This window comes from Mycobacterium sp. 012931 (assembly GCF_000419295.1).
GTDB lineage: Bacteria > Actinomycetota > Actinomycetes > Mycobacteriales > Mycobacteriaceae > Mycobacterium > Mycobacterium marinum.
Genome location: NZ_AOPX01000001.1, coordinates 3372020 through 3391662, shown reverse-complemented (window position 1 = coordinate 3391662; position 19643 = coordinate 3372020). Strand labels below are relative to the sequence as shown.

At 67.5% G+C, this 19643-nt stretch carries 12 protein-coding genes, 3 pseudogenes and 1 riboswitch; of the genes and pseudogenes, 9 read left to right on the top strand and 6 right to left on the bottom strand.

Going from position 1 to position 19643, the window contains the following annotated elements; translation table 11 throughout:
* Positions 1–396: 396 nt before the first annotated feature.
* Positions 397–969 carry a cyclic nucleotide-binding domain-containing protein gene (locus tag MMSP_RS14895; protein WP_011740220.1) on the top strand — a complete coding sequence of 191 codons (573 nt, stop codon included), beginning with the start codon at positions 397–399 and terminating at the stop codon, positions 967–969.
* A 31-nt stretch (positions 970–1000) separates the two neighbouring features.
* Here MMSP_RS14895 and MMSP_RS14890 read toward each other — a convergent pair.
* Positions 1001–2710: pseudogene (locus MMSP_RS14890) on the bottom strand (PPE family protein).
* 221 nt (positions 2711–2931) lie between these two features.
* A riboswitch (cobalamin riboswitch) is annotated at positions 2932–3145 on the bottom strand.
* A gap of 425 nt (positions 3146–3570) precedes the next feature.
* On the opposite strand from MMSP_RS14890, the gene MMSP_RS14880 reads away from it, so the two are divergent.
* The gene (locus MMSP_RS14880; RefSeq protein ID WP_020787294.1) at positions 3571–4560 is read left to right on the top strand and encodes a 1-aminocyclopropane-1-carboxylate deaminase/D-cysteine desulfhydrase; all 990 of its coding nucleotides are present in this window, start codon (positions 3571–3573) and stop codon (positions 4558–4560) included.
* Positions 4561–4831: 271 nt separating this feature from the next.
* Here the strand turns inward: MMSP_RS14880 and MMSP_RS14875 are convergent, their stop codons facing one another.
* Entirely contained in the window at positions 4832–5302 is a 471-nt protein-coding gene (locus MMSP_RS14875) for a DIP1984 family protein (RefSeq protein WP_020787293.1), read from the bottom strand.
* Between the two features lie 172 nt (positions 5303–5474).
* On the opposite strand from MMSP_RS14875, the pseudogene hrpA reads away from it, so the two are divergent.
* From hrpA to MMSP_RS29855, 3 genes and pseudogenes are all read left to right on the top strand, one after another.
* Positions 5475–9417, top strand: a pseudogene (gene hrpA / locus MMSP_RS14870) (ATP-dependent RNA helicase HrpA).
* 118 nt (positions 9418–9535) lie between these two features.
* Positions 9536–11341: a PE family protein gene (locus MMSP_RS14865; protein WP_020787291.1), complete on the top strand. Its 1806-nt coding sequence runs from the start codon at positions 9536–9538 to the stop codon at positions 11339–11341.
* The gene (locus MMSP_RS29855) at positions 11266–12222 is read left to right on the top strand and encodes a PE-PGRS family protein (RefSeq protein WP_369797318.1); all 957 of its coding nucleotides are present in this window, start codon (positions 11266–11268) and stop codon (positions 12220–12222) included. The genes MMSP_RS14865 and MMSP_RS29855 overlap by 76 nt, the downstream gene beginning before the upstream one ends.
* 59 nt (positions 12223–12281) lie before the next feature.
* On the opposite strand, the gene MMSP_RS14860 is transcribed toward MMSP_RS29855, so the two are convergent.
* Positions 12282–12848: an FKBP-type peptidyl-prolyl cis-trans isomerase gene (locus MMSP_RS14860; protein WP_223161717.1), complete on the bottom strand. Its 567-nt coding sequence runs from the start codon at positions 12846–12848 to the stop codon at positions 12282–12284.
* 102 nt (positions 12849–12950) lie between these two features.
* Positions 12951–13355: a hypothetical protein gene (locus MMSP_RS26100; RefSeq protein ID WP_235065755.1), complete on the bottom strand. Its 405-nt coding sequence runs from the start codon at positions 13353–13355 to the stop codon at positions 12951–12953.
* 91 nt (positions 13356–13446) lie between these two features.
* Here MMSP_RS26100 and MMSP_RS14855 point away from each other — a divergent pair, with 91 nt between their 5' ends.
* From MMSP_RS14855 to MMSP_RS14845, 4 genes are all read left to right on the top strand, one after another.
* On the top strand, positions 13447–14418 hold the full coding sequence (locus MMSP_RS14855; RefSeq protein WP_020787288.1) for an NAD(P)-dependent alcohol dehydrogenase: 972 nt from the start codon (positions 13447–13449) through the stop codon (positions 14416–14418).
* A 192-nt stretch (positions 14419–14610) separates the two neighbouring features.
* Positions 14611–15039: a cellulose-binding domain-containing protein gene (locus MMSP_RS14850; RefSeq protein WP_012394646.1), complete on the top strand. Its 429-nt coding sequence runs from the start codon at positions 14611–14613 to the stop codon at positions 15037–15039.
* Between the two features lie 164 nt (positions 15040–15203).
* Positions 15204–15488, top strand: coding sequence for a ParA family protein (locus tag MMSP_RS29360; protein ID WP_255342208.1), 285 nt, complete (start codon positions 15204–15206; stop codon positions 15486–15488).
* A 27-nt stretch (positions 15489–15515) separates the two neighbouring features.
* The gene (locus MMSP_RS14845; protein ID WP_235065754.1) at positions 15516–16094 is read left to right on the top strand and encodes a ParA family protein; all 579 of its coding nucleotides are present in this window, start codon (positions 15516–15518) and stop codon (positions 16092–16094) included.
* A 92-nt stretch (positions 16095–16186) separates the two neighbouring features.
* On the opposite strand, the gene MMSP_RS14840 is transcribed toward MMSP_RS14845, so the two are convergent.
* Both MMSP_RS14840 and MMSP_RS14835 read right to left on the bottom strand, forming a co-directional pair.
* On the bottom strand, positions 16187–17014 hold the full coding sequence (locus tag MMSP_RS14840) for a DUF1906 domain-containing protein (RefSeq protein WP_012394648.1): 828 nt from the start codon (positions 17012–17014) through the stop codon (positions 16187–16189).
* A gap of 328 nt (positions 17015–17342) precedes the next feature.
* Positions 17343–19028: pseudogene (locus tag MMSP_RS14835) on the bottom strand (GMC family oxidoreductase).
* Between the last annotated feature and the right edge of the window lie 615 nt (positions 19029–19643).

The following is a 19643-nucleotide window of genomic DNA, read 5'->3' as shown; positions in this document are numbered from 1 at the left end:
TTGGGCCCGGTGGCCCCGGCGGCCCCGGCGGACCGGGTGGACCGGGTGGCCCCCCTGATCCAGCCGGACCGGGCGGACCCGGCGGTCCCGGTATTGGCGGATTCGGTCCCGGCGGACCGGGCGGGCCCCCTGATCCAGCCGGACCGGGCGGACCCGGCGGCCCGGGCGGACCCGACGGACCGCCCCCCGCTGGTCCCGCTGTCAACGGTCACGGGCTTGGCGGGCAGTCGCAGTCCCCAACCGCGGTGTAGGCGGTCCAACAACGAACGGATCCGTCGCGCACCGGAGCGGGCCGGGATCGTCGGCATGCCACCTGCAAAAATTCGTCCTCGTCTCGGGGCAAAACCCGCGTAGGCTCCACGATGTCAAGGACACATCGCAGGTCAGGGGCGCAGCATGGATGTCGACATCGAGAGCAACGCCGAAGATGCCCGTCGGCTACGCGAATTCTCCGCTTTCGACGCCTTCTCCGATGCTGAGCTGGAGCGTGTCGTGGAGGCGGCACAGCGCATTTCGCAGTCCGTGCCGTGGCCTTTGATCCGCGAACAGACTCCATCAGATGCCTGCTACATCCTGCTCAGAGGGGAGGCCGGCGTTTACGTCGGCCGGGACCGCATCGCCGTACTAAGGCCCGGCGAAGTGATCGGTGAATCTGCGCTTCGCCGTGGGAAACTGCGGTCTGCGACAGTAACGACAACCGGCCCGGCCGAGGTATTGCGAATCGGCCGCGACGATCTCGCCCGCCTGCTTGATGAGATTCCCGCACTGCGCGAGACCATGGAGGCCACCACCGCTCGGCATGTGCCGGTAGCCCAGCCGCCGAAGCCAAAACCCGAACGCTCACCGCTGAATGCCTCGGCGCCGACGGAAGTGGTCGAACGTTTCGAGCAGGCAGCCGCCGCTGCCGGGGTGAGCGTCGGGGCCGCGCTCGAGGATGCGCTCACCCAGTGGATCGACCGGAACCAGTAGGCGTAGGCGGTCATCGACCCAGGTCTGCGGGCTAGTCCGGCGAGGGCGCCGGGTCGCCATCCCAGGTGCTCGGCATCGCAGGTGTTCGCGGGCCGTCGTCGTACCCGTCACCGGCCAACTTGATCAACCCGGCTGCGGTGCGGTCGCCGGATTTGCCGGCGACACCGGAGAACCCGAAAGTCCCCGCACTACCTGCCAAGCCGGACGCGGTGGTGATTCGCTCGCTGCCCGTCATCGAGTCGGGAGCCGTCTCCGATTCCAAATCCATGTACTCAAAGCCGCGGCCGAGCTGGCCGACCTTCGTGCGCCGGCGGCGCTGCGAGCGAGCCGGCTCCGATGGGGCCGGCGCGACGACCGGCACCTCGGCACCATCGGGCCGCGGGGCCTTCTTGCGGGCGCTGGCACGTGCGGCGCTCTTGGCATCCGCGCCCAGGCCACCCACCATGTAGCCGAAATTCTCCATCCCCACTCCCAGACCAGCACCGCTTACCGGCGGTGGTGCGGTCGACGGCGGTGGCGGCGGAGCCTGCGTGAGGGTAAGGGTGCTCGCGTCCCCGGGTGCTGGCGCCGGGGGAGTGGGCGGGACGTTGGGGGTTAGCGCGACCGGCGGAGCGGCGGGCGCGGCGACCGGTAGCGCCGGTGGCGGCACGGCGACCAGCGCCGCCAACCCCTTGGCACCAAGCGGCACCAGCACCGCGCCGGCCGCCAACGGCACCAGCGGAGCGGCCAACATCGGTGCCAGGGCCGCGAGAAGCACAGCGGTCTGCTCCAGCAGGGTCTTCAGCAGCGCGATCGTATCGGTGATGATCGTGCCAATGGCTTCCACGCTGGTGAACAAGATGGTGAGGCCAATGGTCATGGGATTGCCCGACGCGAACGCGGCGGCAAGGTCGGCACCGATGAATGCGAACGTTTGTGACAGGAGGGTGACATACGTAGCAAAGTCCATCGGGTAGCCGAGGGCGAAGGCGATGTTGAGCGGGCTGAGGTAGGTGAGCGGATTGCCGAGGGTGAGCAGATACGGGTCAAATCCGGAGAACAGCGCCTGCAGGAAGGGGATGTTCGCCAGCCAATCGACGAACGGCTTGATCAGCTTGTTGTAGAGGTCGACATACCCGATGTCCTTGAGCCATTGCAGAAACTGGCTTTGCCGGTCGGGAGGTAGCTCCGCTGCCTGTGCGGCGGCAGCCGCCGGCGCGGCGGCGTTCATGATCGGCGGGGCCGGGGCGGGCTGCGGCGCGGCAGCCACCGCCGTGGCCGAGACGTCCTGGTAGCCGCCCATGACCGCGGCGGCCTGAATCCACATCCGCACGTAATCCGCTTCGTTGACCGCGATTGGGATGGTGTTGATGCCGAAAAAATTTGTGACTACCAGCCCCGTATGGATCGTGTGGTTGGCCCCCAGCTCCGCCAATGTCGGCATCGCCGCCAGGGCGGCGGTGTAGGCGGCGGCAGCGGTTTGCTGCTGACCGGCCATTGCAGCGCTGTTGGCGCTGGCCTATATCAGCCACATCAGATATGGCACGTGGGCCGCCACGTAGATTTCGGCGGTCAGACCGTCCCACGCTCCGGCCTGTACGGCGGCTAGCAGAGCGGCAAGTTCCTCCGCCGCCTCGGCGTAGGTGATGCTCAGCGAAGTCCACTCGCCCGCGGCCACTAGCAACGAACCGGGGCCCGGGCCGCTGCTCAACAGGGCCGAATGCACCTCTGGCGGCGCCGCCATCCAGATCGGCGCGGTCATCGATCACCACCAGCGAACCGATGCTCACCGATGTGAGGCGCGGCCGACATCCTGACGGTGTGGGCACGTGGGGCCATCAATAGTCCTCCGGTACGACGGGATGCCCGCGCCTGGTGAACCGTGTTAGCCGCTAGAGCCGATGAATGGCGCCGTCTGCCCGGCACCGTGTCTGCATACCTACGACCATCCGCCCAATCCACGAGGCGACGCGCGCCGAACACAACGTGCCCGGCGCAACTGGCAGGTCTTCGGACTCGCAGGCCCGCACCGACGATGGTGCTCCTACTAACCGTCGCTTCCCAGTCCCAGGCTGTGGGGCCAGTGCCGATGACGGTGTTCGTTCCTGCATACCGCTGCGGGACAGTCCCGGATTCCCACCGGGTTCCCTCTCACGACGAAGCTGCGAAAGCCTCCGCCGCTTGATGCCGACAACACTCAGAATGCCGCCAGCAAACCAGCTGCGCGGCTTAGATTACTCGACGCGCACGCTTTGGGCCCAACGCTCACACCTAAATCACAGCGGGAAGCCAGGCGGATAGGCGACGCTGTTGCGGATTGAGATCCAAATGTAGGTGGGGTGCCCCCCAGGGCTCCGGCGTTGTTGATTGGCCCCTGGGGTGCCCCCCTCGGCGGCAGCATCAAATCCGTTCGAGGGGGAGCGGCTGGAACAGCCATGTTGGCGACGAGTTTGCTGAGGTTGGGTCACAACTGCCGTGACCGGGCTTCATATTCGCCGCCGCCGCGCTGGCATCGGTGATAATGGCCGAAGTGTGGACGTCCAATGATGCTGATGCTCGACCGGCCCAGAGGTGGCTGTTCGCGAGGTCACGGATGCGAGGCTCCCTAGGCCCGGTAGCCGCGTGAACGCCTACCTGCATCAGCGATTCCCCGAGCTGCGCACCACCCTCGAGCGCGTCACCCTCGGCGACGGTCCCACACCCGTGCGCCCCCTGTCCCATCTGATCAGCGCTTGCCCGTCGATCTGGATCAAAGACGACGGCGCCTACGGCAACGGGGGCTGGGGCGGCAACAAAGTCCGCAAACTGGAATGGCTGCTGCCCGAAGTAAGGCGCCAACGGCGAAGCACGATCCTGACCTTCGGTGGGCTGGGCACCAACTGGGGACTCGCGGCCACGCTCTACGCCGCCGAGCTGGGCATTCACACCGCTCTGGCACTCATCGACCAGCCGGTAGACGAGCATGTCGAAGCCCAGCTCGACCGCCTTCGGGCATCCGGTGCCGACATCTATCTGACGCGCTCCAAGGCACGAACGGTGGCCGCCGCCCCGTACCTATACCTGCGCCACCGACGTCCCTACCTGCTACCGGCCGGCGGGTCCTCACCCCTGGGAGTCATCGGCTATGTCGAGGCAGCATTCGAACTCGCCGCGCAGCTTAGAGACAGTGCGCTGCCGACGCCATCGTCGATCGTCACCGCGGTCGGGTCTGGGGGTACGGTGGCCGGCCTGCACCTGGGCCTCACGCTCGCCGGCCTGACCGATATTCAGGTGATCGGCGTCGTTGTCAACGACAAGCTCCGACTCGACCATCGATCGATCACATCGCTGGCTCGACGGGCCGCACGTCTGCTGCAAGATCGCGGCGCCAAGCTACCGTCCATCGACCTGCCTGCCGAACGGCTGACCCTGCTGCGCGACTGGCTGGGGCCCGGTTACGGCCACCCGACCAGCCAGGGGACTCTGGCACTGAAACTCGCGCGCGAATCCGAGCATCTCGATCTCGAACCCGTCTACACGGCCAAAGCGATGGCCGCCCTGCTCGACCTGACCACCAGCGGCCGGCTGCCAGTGGGACCGACGCTCTACCTGCACACCAACGGGCCGCGGTAGCGCGCACCGGGGTGCCGTGTTGCACCCCGGTGCCGCCCGCACTGCTACGCCAAGGTGGGTGCCCCTTACCCGCCCTCGCCATCACGGATCTGCACGTGGTGATGTGCTGTGTGCTGTGCCCTATCACCGGTGCGCAATGCTGGGCTGCGATGTCAAGGAGGGAATCGAACCCTCTGCGCTGCCCTCCGCGCGCCAGCAGAGACCGGACTTTGCCCGCCGATCTTGGGCTTGTGCACGCCTCCGCGACAACTACCTGCTCCACCTCGGCCCGCTAATCCAGCAGCTCGACCTCCCAGTTGGACTGTTGGATCCGAACATCGAGCTCACGAAGTTCGCGGGCGAGCTCGTCGGCCTGGGCGCGCAGTTCGGCAACGGGCAGGGCCGGCAGCATCTTGAGCTCGGACCGCAGTTGGCGCGAGTAGGTGGGCTGGTTGCTACCGGCGGCCGCGTCCGCGGCGGCGGTGAGCACGTAGTGACGCAGACGCAGGGCGTCTCGGCGGGCCAGCGCGTCGGTCAGCGTGCCGTCCGCGCCGATCGCCGTGGCGGCGTTGGTGCGGTTGATGCGCCGGATCAGCGTCTCGTACTCATCCAGCGTCTCGCCGGCTTCGGCGAGCAGAGCCGCGGCATCCTCGGCCGGTTCCTCGCCTTCTTGATAGCGGGCGTTGCCCACGATGCGCGTGCGCAGCTGCTCGACCCGCCGCGCCGCGTTCGCGCGCAGCGATAACGCCCCTGCCAGCTTCACAATCCCTGCTCCTCAGTTCGTCACCCCAAGCGCCGGCTCTCGCCAAGGCCCGGCTGCAAGCCCTTAGCATGATGGCTCCAAATCAGGTAGCTGGCAACGCATTTTCGGTGCCCGGTCAGATCCGCGGACCGCGCTATCGAGGGGCAACGCGGCACCGCCTATCCTGACCGGAGTGGCCGATCTGTCCGTTGCGCAGCTGCGCAGCCGTCTCGACGGTCTGAGCACCCGTGACGCCGTGCGTCTGGGCAGGCGCTTGAAGGGGGCTTCGCGGCGCCAAGCCGGAGAGGCTGCAGCAGCTGACCGAGCAGATCGCTGTCCAGATTTCTGCGGCCGAGGCGCTGATTGCGACGCGACAAGCCGCCGTTCCGACGATCACCTACCCCGACCTGCCGGTCAGCGAGCGTCGCCAGGAGATCGCCGAGGCGATACGGGCGAACCAGGTGGTCGTCGTCGCGGGGGAGACCGGGTCGGGCAAGACCACCCAGCTACCGAAAATCTGCCTGGACATCGGCCGCGGGGTCCGCGGGACGATCGGACACACCCAACCTCGGCGGCTAGCCGCCCGCACGGTCGCGCAACGCATCGCCGACGAGCTGCAAACCCCGCTGGGCGACGCGGTCGGATACGCCGTCCGGTTCACCGACCAGGTCAGCGAGCGCACCCTGGTCAAGTTGATGACCGACGGGATTCTGCTCGCCGAGATCCAGCGCGATCGACGCTTGCTGCGCTACGACACGCTGATTCTGGATGAGGCCCACGAGCGCAGCCTCAACATCGATTTCTTGCTCGGATACCTGCGCGAGCTGCTGCCGCGCCGCCCGGACCTGAAGCTGATCGTGACGTCGGCGACGATCGAGCCGCAACGCTTCGCCGCCCACTTCGGTGGGGCGCCGATCATCGAGGTGTCCGGACGGACCTACCCGGTCGCGATTCGGTACCGGCCGTTGGAGGTTCCCGTTTCGACGGGGTCCCCGGAAGACTCCAGCGACCCGGACGACCCGGACCACGAAATCGTCCGCACCGAGACCCGCGACGAGGTGGAGGCGATCGTCGACGCGGTCCACGAACTGCAAAACGAAGCCCCCGGAGACGTCCTGGTTTTCCTGTCCGGGGAGCGTGAGATCCGCGATACGGCCGAGGCACTCAGCGGCCTCGAACACACCGAGGTGCTTCCGCTGTATGCCCGGCTGCCGACCGCCGAGCAGCAGAAGGTGTTCGCGCCGCACACCGGGCGCCGCGTCGTGCTGGCAACCAACGTGGCCGAGACATCGCTGACCGTGCCGGGCATCCGCTACGTCGTCGACCCGGGCAATGCCCGCATCTCGCGCTACAGCCGCCGCCTCAAGGTGCAACGGCTACCGATCGAACCGATCTCCCAGGCGTCCGCCGCGCAGCGGGCCGGCCGATGTGGTCGGGTTGCCCCCGGCATCTGCATCCGCCTCTACTCCGAGGACGACTTCGCCGCCCGACCGCAATACACCGACCCGGAGATACTGCGGACCAACCTGGCCGCGGTGATCCTGCAGATGGCGGCGCTGCAGCTGGGCGAGATCGAGAACTTCGGATTTCTCGACCCGCCGGATCGGCGCAGCGTTCGCGACGGCGTACAGCTGTTGCAGGAACTCGGCGCCTTCGACCCAACCGGCGCGATCACCGATCTCGGCCGTCGCTTGGCGAGGCTGCCGGTTGACCCCAGGCTGGGCCGGATGATTCTGCAGGCCGGGGTGGAGGGGTGTCTGCGTGAGGTCCTGGTCCTAGCCGCGGCGCTGACGATCCCTGATCCGCGGGAAAGACCAACCGACCGCGAAGAGGCAGCCCGCCAAAAGCATGCCCGATTCGCCGACGAGGACTCGGACTTCATGTCCTACCTCAACCTCTGGAGGTACCTCGGCGAGCAGCGAAGGGCTCTGTCACGCAGCGCTTTCCGGCGGATGTGCCGCAACGAGTTCCTGCACTACCTGCGCATCCGGGAGTGGCAGGACTTGGTCGGACAGCTGCGCAGCATCTGTCGCGACCTCGGCCTAGCCGAGTCAGGACCGCAATCGGATGATCCGGCCGAGCCCGCCCGGGTGCACGCGGCGCTGCTGGCCGGGCTGCTCTCGCATGTTGGGATGCGCCGTGAAGACGGCCGGGAGTATCTGGGTGCGCGCAACTCGAGGTTCGTTCTGGCGCCCGGATCGGTGCTCACCAAGCGACCGCCACGCTGGGTCGTGGTGGCCGAGCTGGTCGAGACCAGTCGCCTCTACGGGCGCATCGCCGCCCGCATCCAGCCGGAAGTGGTCGAGCGAGTTGCGGGGGAGTTGGCCCAACGCAGCTACAGCGAACCGCACTGGGACGCCAAGCGCGGCGAGGTGATGGCCTACGAACGGGTGACGCTGTACGGTTTGCCGCTGGCCGCGCGCCGACGCGTGGGGTACTCGCGGGTCGAGCCCACGGTGGCACGGCAGCTGTTCATCCGCCATGCGCTCGTGGAGGGCGACTGGCAGACCCGTCATCACTTCTTTGCCGACAACGCGCGGTTGCGCACGCAACTCGAAGAACTGGAGGAGCGGGCCCGCCGACGCGGCCTGCTGGTCGATGACGATGACGTCTATGAGCTCTACGACGCCCGCATCCCCGCCGAGGTCGTCTCCGCACGGCACTTCGACACGTGGTGGAAAAAGCAGCGCCACCAGACGCCGGATCTGCTCACCTTTACCCGAAATGAGCTGCTGCGCAGCGATGATCCTGCCGACACCGATCGGCCGGACGCCTGGCAGACCGACGACGCGGCACTGCCCCTGACCTACCGGTTCGAGCCCGGCGCCGCCGATCACGGCGTCACGGTGCACGTGCCGGTCGACGTGCTTGCCCGCTTGGGGGACGACCAGTTCGCCTGGCAGGTGCCGGCGTTTCGCGAAGAACTGGTCACCGAGCTCATCCGCTCACTCCCGAAAGACTTGCGCCGCAACTTCGTTCCGGCCCCCGATGCCGTCCGGGCGGTGTTGGCCGGGATCGACCCGGCCAAAGAGCCGCTAATGCAGGCGTTGCAGCGCGAACTACGGCGTCGCAGCGGCGTCTTGGTACCCATCGATGCCTTCGACCTGACCAAGCTGCCACCGCACCTGCGGGTGAATTTCGCCGTGGAATCCGCCGATGGCACCGAGGTCGCCCGCGGCAAGGACCTCAAGGCGCTGCACGCCGAGCTGGCGGCCCCCGCCCAGCGGGCGGTCGCCGACGCGGTTGCCGGCGATCTGGAACGAAAAGGGTTGCGCGCCTGGCCCGATGACGTGGACGAACTGGCGCGCGTCGTCGAGCGCAGCGTCGGCGGGCGGGCCGTGCGAGGGTTCCCGGGGTTCGTCGATCAAGGCTCGCACGTGGACTTGCGGGTGTTCGCGACATCAGCCGAACGTGACCATGCGATGGCACCCGGCACCCGGCGGCTGGTGCGGCTCGGTGTGGCCGCACCGCTGAAAGCCGTCGAACGCCAGCTGGACCCACGCACCCGCCTGCTGCTCGGGACCAACCCGGATGGTTCGCTGACCGCGCTGCTCGACGACTGCGCCGACGCGGCGACCGACGCACTGACACCGGGGCCGGTATGGACGCGGGCCGAGTTCGTCGCCTTGTGCGCCGACGTGGCGAAAGCGCTGGTCCCGATGACCATCGACATCGTGGGGCGCGTCGCGAAGGTGCTCGCCGCCGCGCAGGAGGTGCAGCTCGCCTTGCCCGCGAAGCCACCGTCGGCGCAGACCGACGCGATCGCCGATATCCGCGCCCAGCTGGACCGGTTGGTTCCACCGGGCTTCGTGGCCGCAACCGGGCGGGCACATCTCGGCGACCTCGCCCGCTACCTGATCGCGATCCGTCGACGCCTTGACCGGTTGCCGCATGCCGTTGCGGCCGACCGGGACCGGATGGAGTGGGTACAAGCCGTTGTGGAGGCCTACGACGAACTTGTGCACGCGCTGCCGCTGGCACGGGCCAGCGCCGCCGACGTCCGCGACATCGGCCGCCAAATCGAGGAGTTGCGGGTGAGCCTGTGGGCCCAGCAGCTCGGCACCCCGCGTCCGGTCAGTGAACAGCGGATCTACCGGGCGATCGACGCCGTGCACCACAGCGACACGGAGCGCTGAGTTCGCGCCGGAATCCGAAGCGAAAGTGGCCCGCATCACAATAGGCTGTTGCTGACCCGAGCTCGTCGAAACCAGCCGGGAACCCCCCGGCTGGTTGTGAGCTTTATGGAGGTTCGACATGACCGCGCTGACGGCGGTTCCGGAAATCGTGGTACACGCGGCCACCGAGCTAAGGGACATAGGTTCTTCGGTCAACACCGCCAACGCCATGGCGACGACGCAGACCACAACCATCGTCGCCGCGGCCCAAGACGAAGTATCAGCGGCGATCGCGGCGCTGTTTTCTGTTCACGGTCAGACCTATCAGCAGTTGAGCGCGCAGGCGATAACTTTTCACGAGCAGTTTGTGCGGGCGCTGAGCAGCGCCGGAGGCGCCTACGCAGCTGCGGAGGCCGCCAACACCGGACCGCTTCAGCAGCTGCTGGAGGCGATCAATTCGCCGGTACAAGCGTTGACCGGGCGGCCGCTGATCGGCAATGGCGCCAACGGTGCGCCGGGCACCGGCGCCAATGGTGGCGATGGCGGCTGGCTGCTCGGCGATGGCGGCGCCGGCGGGTCGGGCGCCACCGGCCAAGTGGGAGGTAACGGCGGGGCGGCCGGGCTGCTGGGATCCGGAGGTGCGGGCGGGGCCGGGGGCGGCTCCACGGTCGGTAACGGTGGTGCCGGAGGGGTTGGGGGGACCGGGGGCTGGTTGTCGGGTAGTGGCGGAGTCGGCGGGGCAGGTGGGGCGACCAGCGACGTTGGCGCGGTCGGCGGGGCCGGCGGGGCCGGGGGTCTGCTGGGTGCCGGCGGAACCGGCGGGGCAGGCGGAGCGGGCCGTCTCGGGAGTGGCGCGACCGGTGGGGCCGGAGGAGCCGGGGGGCCGTGGGCCGGACTGGTCGGTGCGGGCGGAGGCGATGGCGGCATCGGCGGGATGGGACAACACAATGGCGGAGCCGGCGGGACGGGTGGCAGCGCTGGGGTGCTCGGTGGCCCAGGCGGGGCCGGCGGCACCGGCGGATACGGCGGTGTGACAGGCGGCGGCGGTGGTTCCGGCGGTGACGCCGGCGGGATGTTCGGCGTGCGGGGGCTATTCGGCACCGGTGGGGCGGGCGGGACCGGAGGATTCGGCAGTACATCCGGGGCGGCCGGGGGGACCGGGGGGACCGGCGGTGACGGTGGGTTGTTCTTCTCCAGCGGCGGGGCCGGCGGGGAAGGCGGTGCCGGCGCGACCACCGGCCCGGGTGGGGGCGGCGGGGCCGGCGGATTGCTGTTCTCCGACGGCGGCGTCGGCGGAGTCGGCGGCTCCAGCACCGGCGGTGTTGGGGGCCAGGGGGGAACGGGAGGCCGGGCGGGCCTGCTGATCGGCAACGCAGGCGCCGGTGGCGCGGGTGGCGAAGGTACGGCGGCTGGAGGCGACGGCGGTAACCGCGGCAACGGAGTGCTGATCGGTAACGGTGGCAACGCCGGTACCGGCGGAGCGGGTCCGAGCAACGGTGGCAATGGTGTCGGCGGTACCGGTGGTGTGCTGCTGGGAGCCGACGGATTCGACGCCCCGGCGAGCAGCTCACCGCTGCACAGTTTGCAGCAACAAGCGCTGACCGCGGTCAATGCCCCCATTCAGGCGGCCACCGGGCGCCCGCTGATCGGCAATGGAGCCCCGGGGGCTACCGGCAGCGGCGCGAGTGGGTCGCCCGGGGGTTGGTTGCTTGGTGACGGCGGGGCCGGCGGCTCCGGAGCTGCCGGCTCGGGTATCGCCGGTGGTGACGGCGGGGCAGCCGGGCTCATCGGTACCGGCGGCACCGGCGGCGCCGGCGCTGGCTCGGCCTCCGATGACGGCGGCGGCGGCGGCTCCGGTGGGGCGGGCGGGTGGCTATCCGGTGCCGGCGGGGTCGGCGGGGTCACGGGGTCGACGGGGTCGACGGGGTCGGCGGATTCTCACTGACCGGCGGTACCGGCGGGAGCGGCGGTGCCGGCGGGGCCGGCGGGCTGTTGGGTGCGGCCGGGCTGGACGGTGCCGGCGGGGCTGGCGTCAACGGAGACGGTGGTGGCGGCGGGAGCGGCGGGGCCGGCGGGCTGTTGGGTGCGGCCGGGCTGGACGGTGCCGGCGGGGCTGGCGTCAACGGAGACGGTGGTGGCGGCGGGAGCGGCGGGGCCGGCGGCCTACTGGGTGGGCTGGTCGGCGCCGGTGGCGGCGACGGCGGGGCGGGGGGAGCCAGCGAGTCGGCAAACGGTGGCGCCGGCGGGGCCGGGGGCGATGCCGGAGCGTTCGGCGGGCCCGGCGGTGCGGGCGGGAGCGGCGGATTTGGCGATGTGGCTGGGGGGATTGGTGGCACCGGCGGCAATGCCGGGATGCTGTTCGGCAGCGGCGGGGCCGGCGGTGACGGTGGATTTGGCCTGGGTGTCGTGGGTGGGCACGGCGGGGACGGCGGCAACGCCGGCCTGTTGTTCTCCAGTGCGGGATCTGGAGGATTTGGCGGTTCCAGCACGAAAACCGCTGGTGACGGCGGGATGGGCGGGGCAGCCGGGTGGCTGGGCTTCGGTGGGGCCGGTGGAGCCGGCGGGTTCGGTGGCGTGGTCGGTGCAGGCGACGGGGTCTCGGGCGGCAACGGCGGTGCCGGCGGTCAATTGTTGGGAATCGGCGGGGCCGGCGGGGCCGGCGGACAGTCGCTATCGAGCGGCGTTGGAGGCGACGGCGGCACTGGCGGCAACGCCGTGCTGATCGGCGACGGCGGCAACGGCGGCAACGTTGGAACCGGCACCCCCGGCGCCGGTGGGTCAGGTGGGGTCCTGCTGGGCGACGAAGGGCTCAACGGCTCGCCCTAGTCGAGGCAACCAAACGACGGGGACCGCCAACTCAGGTCGCACGGCCCGCAGGCCGCGAATCAGTTCGAGGCGCTGAGGACCTTGATCGCGAAGACCAGTGTGTCGCCCGGACGGATGCCAGCGCTGGGCTGGCCGTCGGCGTAACCATCGGCGGAGGTCATTGCGACGGCAACCGTGGAGCCGACTTTTTGTCCCGCGATGGCCTTTTGGAAGCCCGGCACCACCCCATTGAGCGGGAAGACGACCGGGGCGCCCCGTTCGTAGCTGCTGTCGAAGACCGACCCGTCGCGCCCATTGACGCCCATGTAGCAGACGGAAACCCTCGCCGTACCCGGGACCACGGGGCCGTCGCCGGCTTGCAGCGTGTGCACCTGGGTTTGATTCACGCTGAACGGGGTCGACACCTTCACGACTGGAGCCGCCGTCTCGGTGGATCCGGTGACGGCAACGCTGCCGGTGGCCCCGTTGAGCGTCCACTCCGGCGTCGTGCCACTGGACGGCGCCGCGGTTGGACACGAAGCGGCGGCGGTTGCCGTTCCCGATGCGGCGAGCGGAACCCCGATTGCCGCGACGCAGGCGGCAAGTACAGCGGAGGAATAAACCCGGAAGGACTTCACGGCGCTCAGGCTACAGCCACTGGTCACCGCCCCAATTGGTAGCCCTGCCGTAGCCGACCAGGCGAAGCGGCGGCGCCACGCGGCGCATTGAGCTGTGCCCTTTGGAACCGCTCAGAAATGGCTGGGATTAGCGGGGTTCATCGGGCTCATCGGATTTGCCGGGTTCATCGGATTTGCCGGATTTGCCGGGTTCATCGGGTTTACCGGATCCATCGGGCTCGCGGGGTTGAGAGGACTGTTCGGCCCGCTTTCCCTGGGCCCATACGGGCCGAGGTTGCATAGGGCATCCGCATTCGCCATGCAATCCGCAGGGTCAAACGGGTTGACCGGGTCCGCGCCGGCGGGGGCGGCAGCAATGAGGGCAGATGCGGCGCAAAAAGCGCCTATTGCCAATACTTTTCCAAAGCCACGGCGGGCACCAGAAAACGTCGTCAACCTCATCGAAATAATCCTTCTTTCTCTAGCGCCATCAATGGTACCGAGGAAATCGATGCATATCGCACGGCGATCTTCCATGCCGTAAGTCCCGCCGGCGCCTGACCGACCCGAGACCCGGGGACCGGTCCGGTGTCACAGGTAGGGAACCCGTTTCACTAGCCTCTGGGGCATGAAGGCCATGGCGCAGCGAACGTGGAATCCGGCAAAACCGCTAGAACTCATCGAGCTACCCACGCCCGAACCGAAAGCCGGCGAAGTCCGGGTACAGGTCCAGGCGATCGGGGTCAACCCGGTCGACTGGAAGATGCGCAGCTCGGGCCCCCTGCGGCTGGCGGCACGCCTGATCGGACCAAAGCCACCGGTGGTGGTGGGGGTGGACTTCGCCGGAGTGGTCGAGGCGGTCGGTCCGGGCGTGACGCGCGCCGCCCCGGGAGACTGGGTGGTGGGCGGCACCAACTTCTCCCGTGGTCAGCGGGGTTCATACGCCGACACCGTGCTGGTGCGCGAGGACCAGCTCTGCCGCGTCCCGGACACGGTCGACATCGCAGTGGCCGCCGCCTTGCCCGTGGGCGGTGTCACCGCCTGGATGGCGGTCGTGGAGCTGGGCCGAATCCGGCAAGTGCCGCCCGCCGACCGGCGCGTGCTGGTGCTGGGTGCCTCCGGGGGCGTGGGCCAGCTGACCGTGCAGATCGCCAAGCTGCAGGAGGCCTTCGTGGTCGGCGTGTGCTCGACAAAAAACGTCGAGATGGTCAAGGACCTAGGGGCCGACCTCGTTCTGGACTACAACCAGGGCGACGCACTGGCGCAGGCCAAGCCGCATGCCCCATTTCACGTCGTGATCGACTGCGTGGGCAGCTACTCCGGCGCCGGGTGTCGGGCACTGCTGTCTTCGCGCGGTCGCCACATCATGGTGGCCGGTGACGAGCCCAGCTCCGCCGTGCAAGTGGTGGTGCCCCCGTTCAAATCCAAGGCAATCCTGGGCAGACCCAACGGCGCGCGGCTGGAACCGCTGGTGAATGCTGTGGCCGCCGGCAAGCTGCGGGTGAGCATCGCCCAGAAGCTCCCACTCACCAGCGCCGAGGAGGCCCACCGGCTCAGCCAGACCAGCCGCATGACCGGGAAACTGATCCTCGAACCCTGAGATCGTCTGCCGGGCGCTTTGACTGTGCCGACGGTCAGTTGCGCGACAGTGCGGGGCCAATGCGGGGCACCCCGGGGCCCGACGAGTGCGGCGATGCCGACATCTCATGACGGTTTCGGTTGCGCAAAGGTACTGCAGCCCACCCGCGACGCAACGGCCAATATCGCTTTGGTGTCTCTAGCGTTGGCTGTCATGGCCAGACTGGACAGCTTCGTGAAGCGCTGGCGTACAGCGCTTCACGTCACTCTGTTGGCGTTGATGGTCGCCATCCCCGGACTCGCCATTAGCCCCGAGGCTCACGCAGCCGCGGCCACGGCAACGTTGACGGTGGAACATACGTGGCAGACCGGCTTCATCGCGCGCTTCGCGATCACCAATGCGAGCCTGGTACCGATGAGCGACTGGCGGCTTGAATTCGACTTGCCGGCGGGAGAATCCATCTCGCACGCGTGGAATAGCACCGTCGCGCAATCCGGCACGCACTATGTTGTGAGCCCCGCGAACTGGAATCGCGTCATTGCACCTGGCGGTTCAGCTACCGGTGGATTCCGAGGAGTGTTGCTCGGCACGTACTCGCCACCGACCAATTGCATGCTCAACCGACAATATCGTTGCTCCTAGGAGCACTCCGAGGTCCAGAAGTCATCAGCCCTCGCGATGCGCCGGTGCAGCATCGGCGCTGGATGTGCCATGTCCTGCCTGGGCGTCCGACAGGAGTCGCCAAGTTGAGCTCGATGATCGGCTGTGCAGAATTCCGGCAACCTATAGGCTAACTACCGCGCGCGATGTCTGGCCATAGCGCGAACGTGACGGAGGGATGTAGCGCAGGTGAGTCAGGCACTCGGCGGAGGCACGCAGTGGTAGCCGTGTCGGCGCTGGTGCTTTCCGGCAAGGGCGGAACAGCGAAAACGCTTTGGCAGATAATGCTGGCAGGGGAAGCGTCGCGAGCCGGGATCTCGACCTTGCTGGTCGACGCAGACCCAGAGCGGAATCTGTCTAATCACTTTGGGGTGTCGCAGCATTCAACCGGCTTGGGTTCCGTCCTAGAAGATGCCGGAATCGACTTTTGAGGCAAGCCCGACCAGGGCGCCAAGCGGATGCCCGAAGAGATTATTGAAACCGCATGGCCCTCGGTGGATTTGGTGCCCGCCGGCGCTTCGTTAGGCCGCGTCGCGGGCATAGGCGTATCGGACACCGGGTTGTTGCGACGCATCTTTACAGTTGCGGGGATATTCGACCGCTATGAACTTCTGCTGATCGACACCGGCGGTCGCACCGGCTCTTTGGAAGCGCTGGCAATGCATCTAGGTGATGTGGCATACGCGCCGATCACCCCAACCCTCGATGCGGTACGGAAGGCCAAGGAGGCGCGGAACAGGGTGGAAAGTGTCCAACGAACACATCCACTCAGATGGTGCGGTGTTGTCTTGTCCGCCTTCGACAGTCGGATCGGCATCGAGCGGTCGATCCGGGAAAAGGCGTACCGCGAGTTTGGCGACGAAGTCCGCGCCGAGGTGCCGAGGCGTGCCGTCATAAATGAGGCTTTCCAAGGCGGCACGCGGCTCGGTGATTGCCACGACACCATCGCGACCAATCTCGCGCGAGTCTTCCAAGGCTTCCTGGAACGCGACCTGTTGGGTCGACCCGCTAGTACGCCCCCGAACGTGCAGCCCTGACGAATCGGTGGTTGGCGCAATAACACCGGTGAGGCTCTTGGGGTCTGTATGTCGCACGCGATGATGCCGAGCTCAGCGAACGCCAGCAGCGGCTATCGCGCATCGCCATTCCGATGCCCTTGATGGAGGTTCCACTGTCCGCAGTCCGGTGCCAGAACGTCGTTGACGTCGACTTCGAATCCGCCGACCCGCGGGCCAGGACTGGACTTGGTGCTCACGACGCGCTGGTAGAGAACGGCGGCCGGGTAGATCCGATGGCCGGACCAGGCTCGAGTTTGCCAGGCCCACCGGCGGCCGGGTGTGCCCGAAGATCCGATAACACCATCGGCCGCGGCCCACTGACACACATCGATTCCTCCGTAAACCCCGGTACGTTGAACCCCAAGAACCGAGTTGATTCCGCGAAACCATTGCAGCGCAACACGGTTCCAGGTATCGCGATTGATGTCCTCATCGACCGTGAAGAAGACCGGCGCACCTTGGCCGCCGCCCGCGGCGGTGTGCAGCTGCCAGGCGGTGCGCGCATCCGCGACGCCGCCGGCATAGCCCCGCGTGAAGTCCGACGGCGCTGACCCACCCGGTTTGCCGTATTGGTAGTTACTGACTATCACCAAGCCCGCGGCCGTCAGTGAATCAGCGTAGCGCCGGGTAATCGGCTTAGCGCCAAACGATGAGCCGGGACGCGACAGCGAAACGTAGTTGACCACACCGCTGTAGCCGGCAGCTCGGATCTGCTGCGCCGGAATCTGATGCGCGGCGAAGTCGATCAGTCGAGGGGGAGCGGCGGCGGCCGCGGTGGGCATGCCGCAGGCCGCCGATGCGGCACCGAGCCCGGCCAACGCAGTCGTGTAGCGCAGCGCGTCGCGCCGGGAAATCGCTCGCGATCGAACAGCGCTGGGCGGCAGGGGCAAATTGTGCATCGCGCGATGTTAACGATGTGACTGCTGTTGCCGATAGACCTGCGCCAGCCGAAACGCGGGTGCGTTCCCAAATGGATACCAAGCGGTGACCGTTCGGCAATGGCCACGCCGAATGAGAACGCCTCGGCGTGTCGTTGGTGGGGCCGTCGACGTACGCTTCAGGTGGCGGCTACTGGTAACCCGCCATCTCCGGTTCTCTGCATAGTCATTCGGCCCAAGTGTCCGAACAGTCTCGAGTGTGCGTCCAAAGTGTGTCCAACGCCCGCGACTCCGAGCTGCCAAGTAATGCTTGGGCGTGGCGGTTGGGGACCACTCGGTATTGACCGACTCATCCCAGGATCGCCCGCGCTGCGCGCTCTGCGACCAGCATGACTGGCGCGTTGGTGTTCCCGGAAGTGATGGTGGGCATCGCCGACGCATCGGCCACTCGAAGACCGGCGACGCGGTACACGCGACAGTCGGTGTCGAGCACCGTGGCGGCCGACCTCGGCCTACCGCGTGCGTCAAAGGCTCCCATCGCGCAGGTGCCCACCGGATGAAAGATAGTTGTGCCGAGTTCGCGGGCCGCCTTCTGCAGGTCTTCGTCGCTCACCAGTTGCGGGCCGGGAAGCAACTCTTCTGGGCAGTAGCGAGCCAGCGACGGTGCCGCCATGATCTGCCGGGTCATCCGGAGGCCGCGCACGGCTAGTTGACGATCCTGGTCGGTGGACAGGTAATTGCAGAGGATCTTTGGCTTGGTCAGCGGATCTCCACTGGTTATGCGCACGTGGCCACGCGAGCTGGGTCGCAGATTGCACACCGAGGGAGTGATCGCTCCGAAACGGTGCAGGGGTTCGCCGAATTTCGGCAACGACAAGGGCTGCACATGCCACTCCAAATCGGGACTGGCCAGCGCGGGGTCGCTTCTGGCGAAGGCGCCCAGCGTGGAGGGCGGCATGGTCAAGGGCCCCGATCGCAGCAGTAGGTACTGAAGTCCCATGCCTGCCCGGCTGATCCAATTCCGGTACAGCGTGTTGACGGTCCGGGCGCCCCGGACCCGGTAGATCGTTCGCAGCTGCAGGTGGTCCTGGAGGTTTTCACCCACTCCCGGCAGGTCGACGGCCACCGGCACTTGATGCTCGGCAAGCAGCCCGGCCGGGCCCAGACCCGAGGCCTGCATCAGCTGCGGCGACCCGATCGCTCCGGCGCTCAGGATCACCTCTCGACGGGCTTGGACGTCGACGATTTGGCCATCTTTGAGCAGCCGCACGCCGGTGGCGCGGTGCTGAGCTGTGGTCCAGGCACCGCGACGCTGATCGTCGTGAACCCGGTTGTCCACCAGTAGCTTTAAGGCCTGGGTCTGGGTGTAGATGGTGAGATTAGGCCGGTGGGCGACGGGATGCAGGAAAGCATCGGCCATCGACCAGCGCCGGCCACGCCGTTGGTTGACATGAAAGTACGCACTACCGGCGTTGTCTCCCCGGTTGAACTCGTCGATCGGAGCAATGCCCACCTGGGCAGCGGCGGCCTGCCAGGCGTCGAGGATCTTCCAATGCACCCTTGGCCGCTCAACGCGAATCTCGCCACCGGCGCCGTGCCAGTCGTCGGCTCCGCCGAAGTAGTTTTCCAACTTCTTGTAGATCGCCAGTGTCTCGCCGGAGCTGTCCGGGCCGCCCCAAAGCCATCGCTGGTCGCCGGTGGCCTGCGCCCATAGGTCGTAATCGCTGGCCTGTCCGCGCATGTGGATCATGGCGTTGATCGATGAGCAGCCGCCGATCACGCGGCCCCGTGCGTAGTGAATGCTGCGGCCGGCCAGACCCGGGTCAGCCTCGGTCGTGAAGCACCAGTCGGTGCGGGGGTTGGCAATTGTGTACAGGTAGCCCACCGGCACCTTGATTCAGAACCAGTTGTCCTTGCCGCCGGCCTCGATCAAGAGCACACGGTGATCAGGGTTGGCGCTGAGCCGGTTGGCGAGCAGGCAGCCCGCACTGCCTGCTCCTACGATGATGAAGTCGAATTCGGCGACCGGGCTCATTGCGGCATCGGTCCTCCATCTCATGCGTGTTCTGGTGTCACGCGAAGACAGCCCTATCCGCCGAGAGCGGGGTACGGCTGTCCGGTATCCGTCTTGTCAACCGGCAACTGCAGAATGCCATCTTCAGAGACATGGTCGTAGCGCGACTGTCTCAACGGTGTCCTCGTCTCCGTTGCAGCGGACGTGACCGATCGGAGTTCGCGGCCCTCAATGGCCCCCAGGTAGAGCCGAATGGATTCATCGTTGCCGCGGCCGGGGAGAGAAACCGCTCATGTGGCCCCCAACGATCGTCTTACAAAATGTCGTACACTGTTGCGATGGCTAACACCATCACCTTCAGGCCCGACGAAGACACAACGAAGGCGCTGGAGGTCTTGACCAAAGATGGAACTTCGATGAGATGCGCCGCGTTGATGCGGCACTGCGCATCGTCCTCGATCTATGAGTATCCGGCAGCCTCTCTATAGCCAATGGATGCGAGGCCTTTTGGCCGACGCGGCGGGTGACGGCCGCTCACCACCGGTATGGCGGGCGAAAAGTCCTGCAACACAGCCGAAACGACGGGAGGAGCGGTGGTGAGAAACAGGTCAGGCGTTGATTCATCTGATGCAATAT

What these genes read in the sequence shown, in the direction of transcription:
- MMSP_RS14840 (WP_012394648.1), bottom strand. Translation starts at nt 17,014, where the DNA reads ATGCACAATTTGCCCCTGCCGCCCAGCGCTGTTCGATCGCGAGCGATT.
- MMSP_RS14845 (WP_235065754.1), top strand. Translation starts at nt 15,516, where the DNA reads ATGCCCGAAGAGATTATTGAAACCGCATGGCCCTCGGTGGATTTGGTG.
- MMSP_RS14895 (WP_011740220.1), top strand. Translation starts at nt 397, where the DNA reads ATGGATGTCGACATCGAGAGCAACGCCGAAGATGCCCGTCGGCTACGC.
- MMSP_RS26100 (WP_235065755.1), bottom strand. Translation starts at nt 13,355, where the DNA reads ATGGAAGATCGCCGTGCGATATGCATCGATTTCCTCGGTACCATTGAT.
- MMSP_RS29360 (WP_255342208.1), top strand. Translation starts at nt 15,204, where the DNA reads ATGTCTGGCCATAGCGCGAACGTGACGGAGGGATGTAGCGCAGGTGAG.
- MMSP_RS14855 (WP_020787288.1), top strand. Translation starts at nt 13,447, where the DNA reads ATGAAGGCCATGGCGCAGCGAACGTGGAATCCGGCAAAACCGCTAGAA.
- MMSP_RS14850 (WP_012394646.1), top strand. Translation starts at nt 14,611, where the DNA reads ATGGCCAGACTGGACAGCTTCGTGAAGCGCTGGCGTACAGCGCTTCAC.
- MMSP_RS14865 (WP_020787291.1), top strand. Translation starts at nt 9,536, where the DNA reads ATGACCGCGCTGACGGCGGTTCCGGAAATCGTGGTACACGCGGCCACC.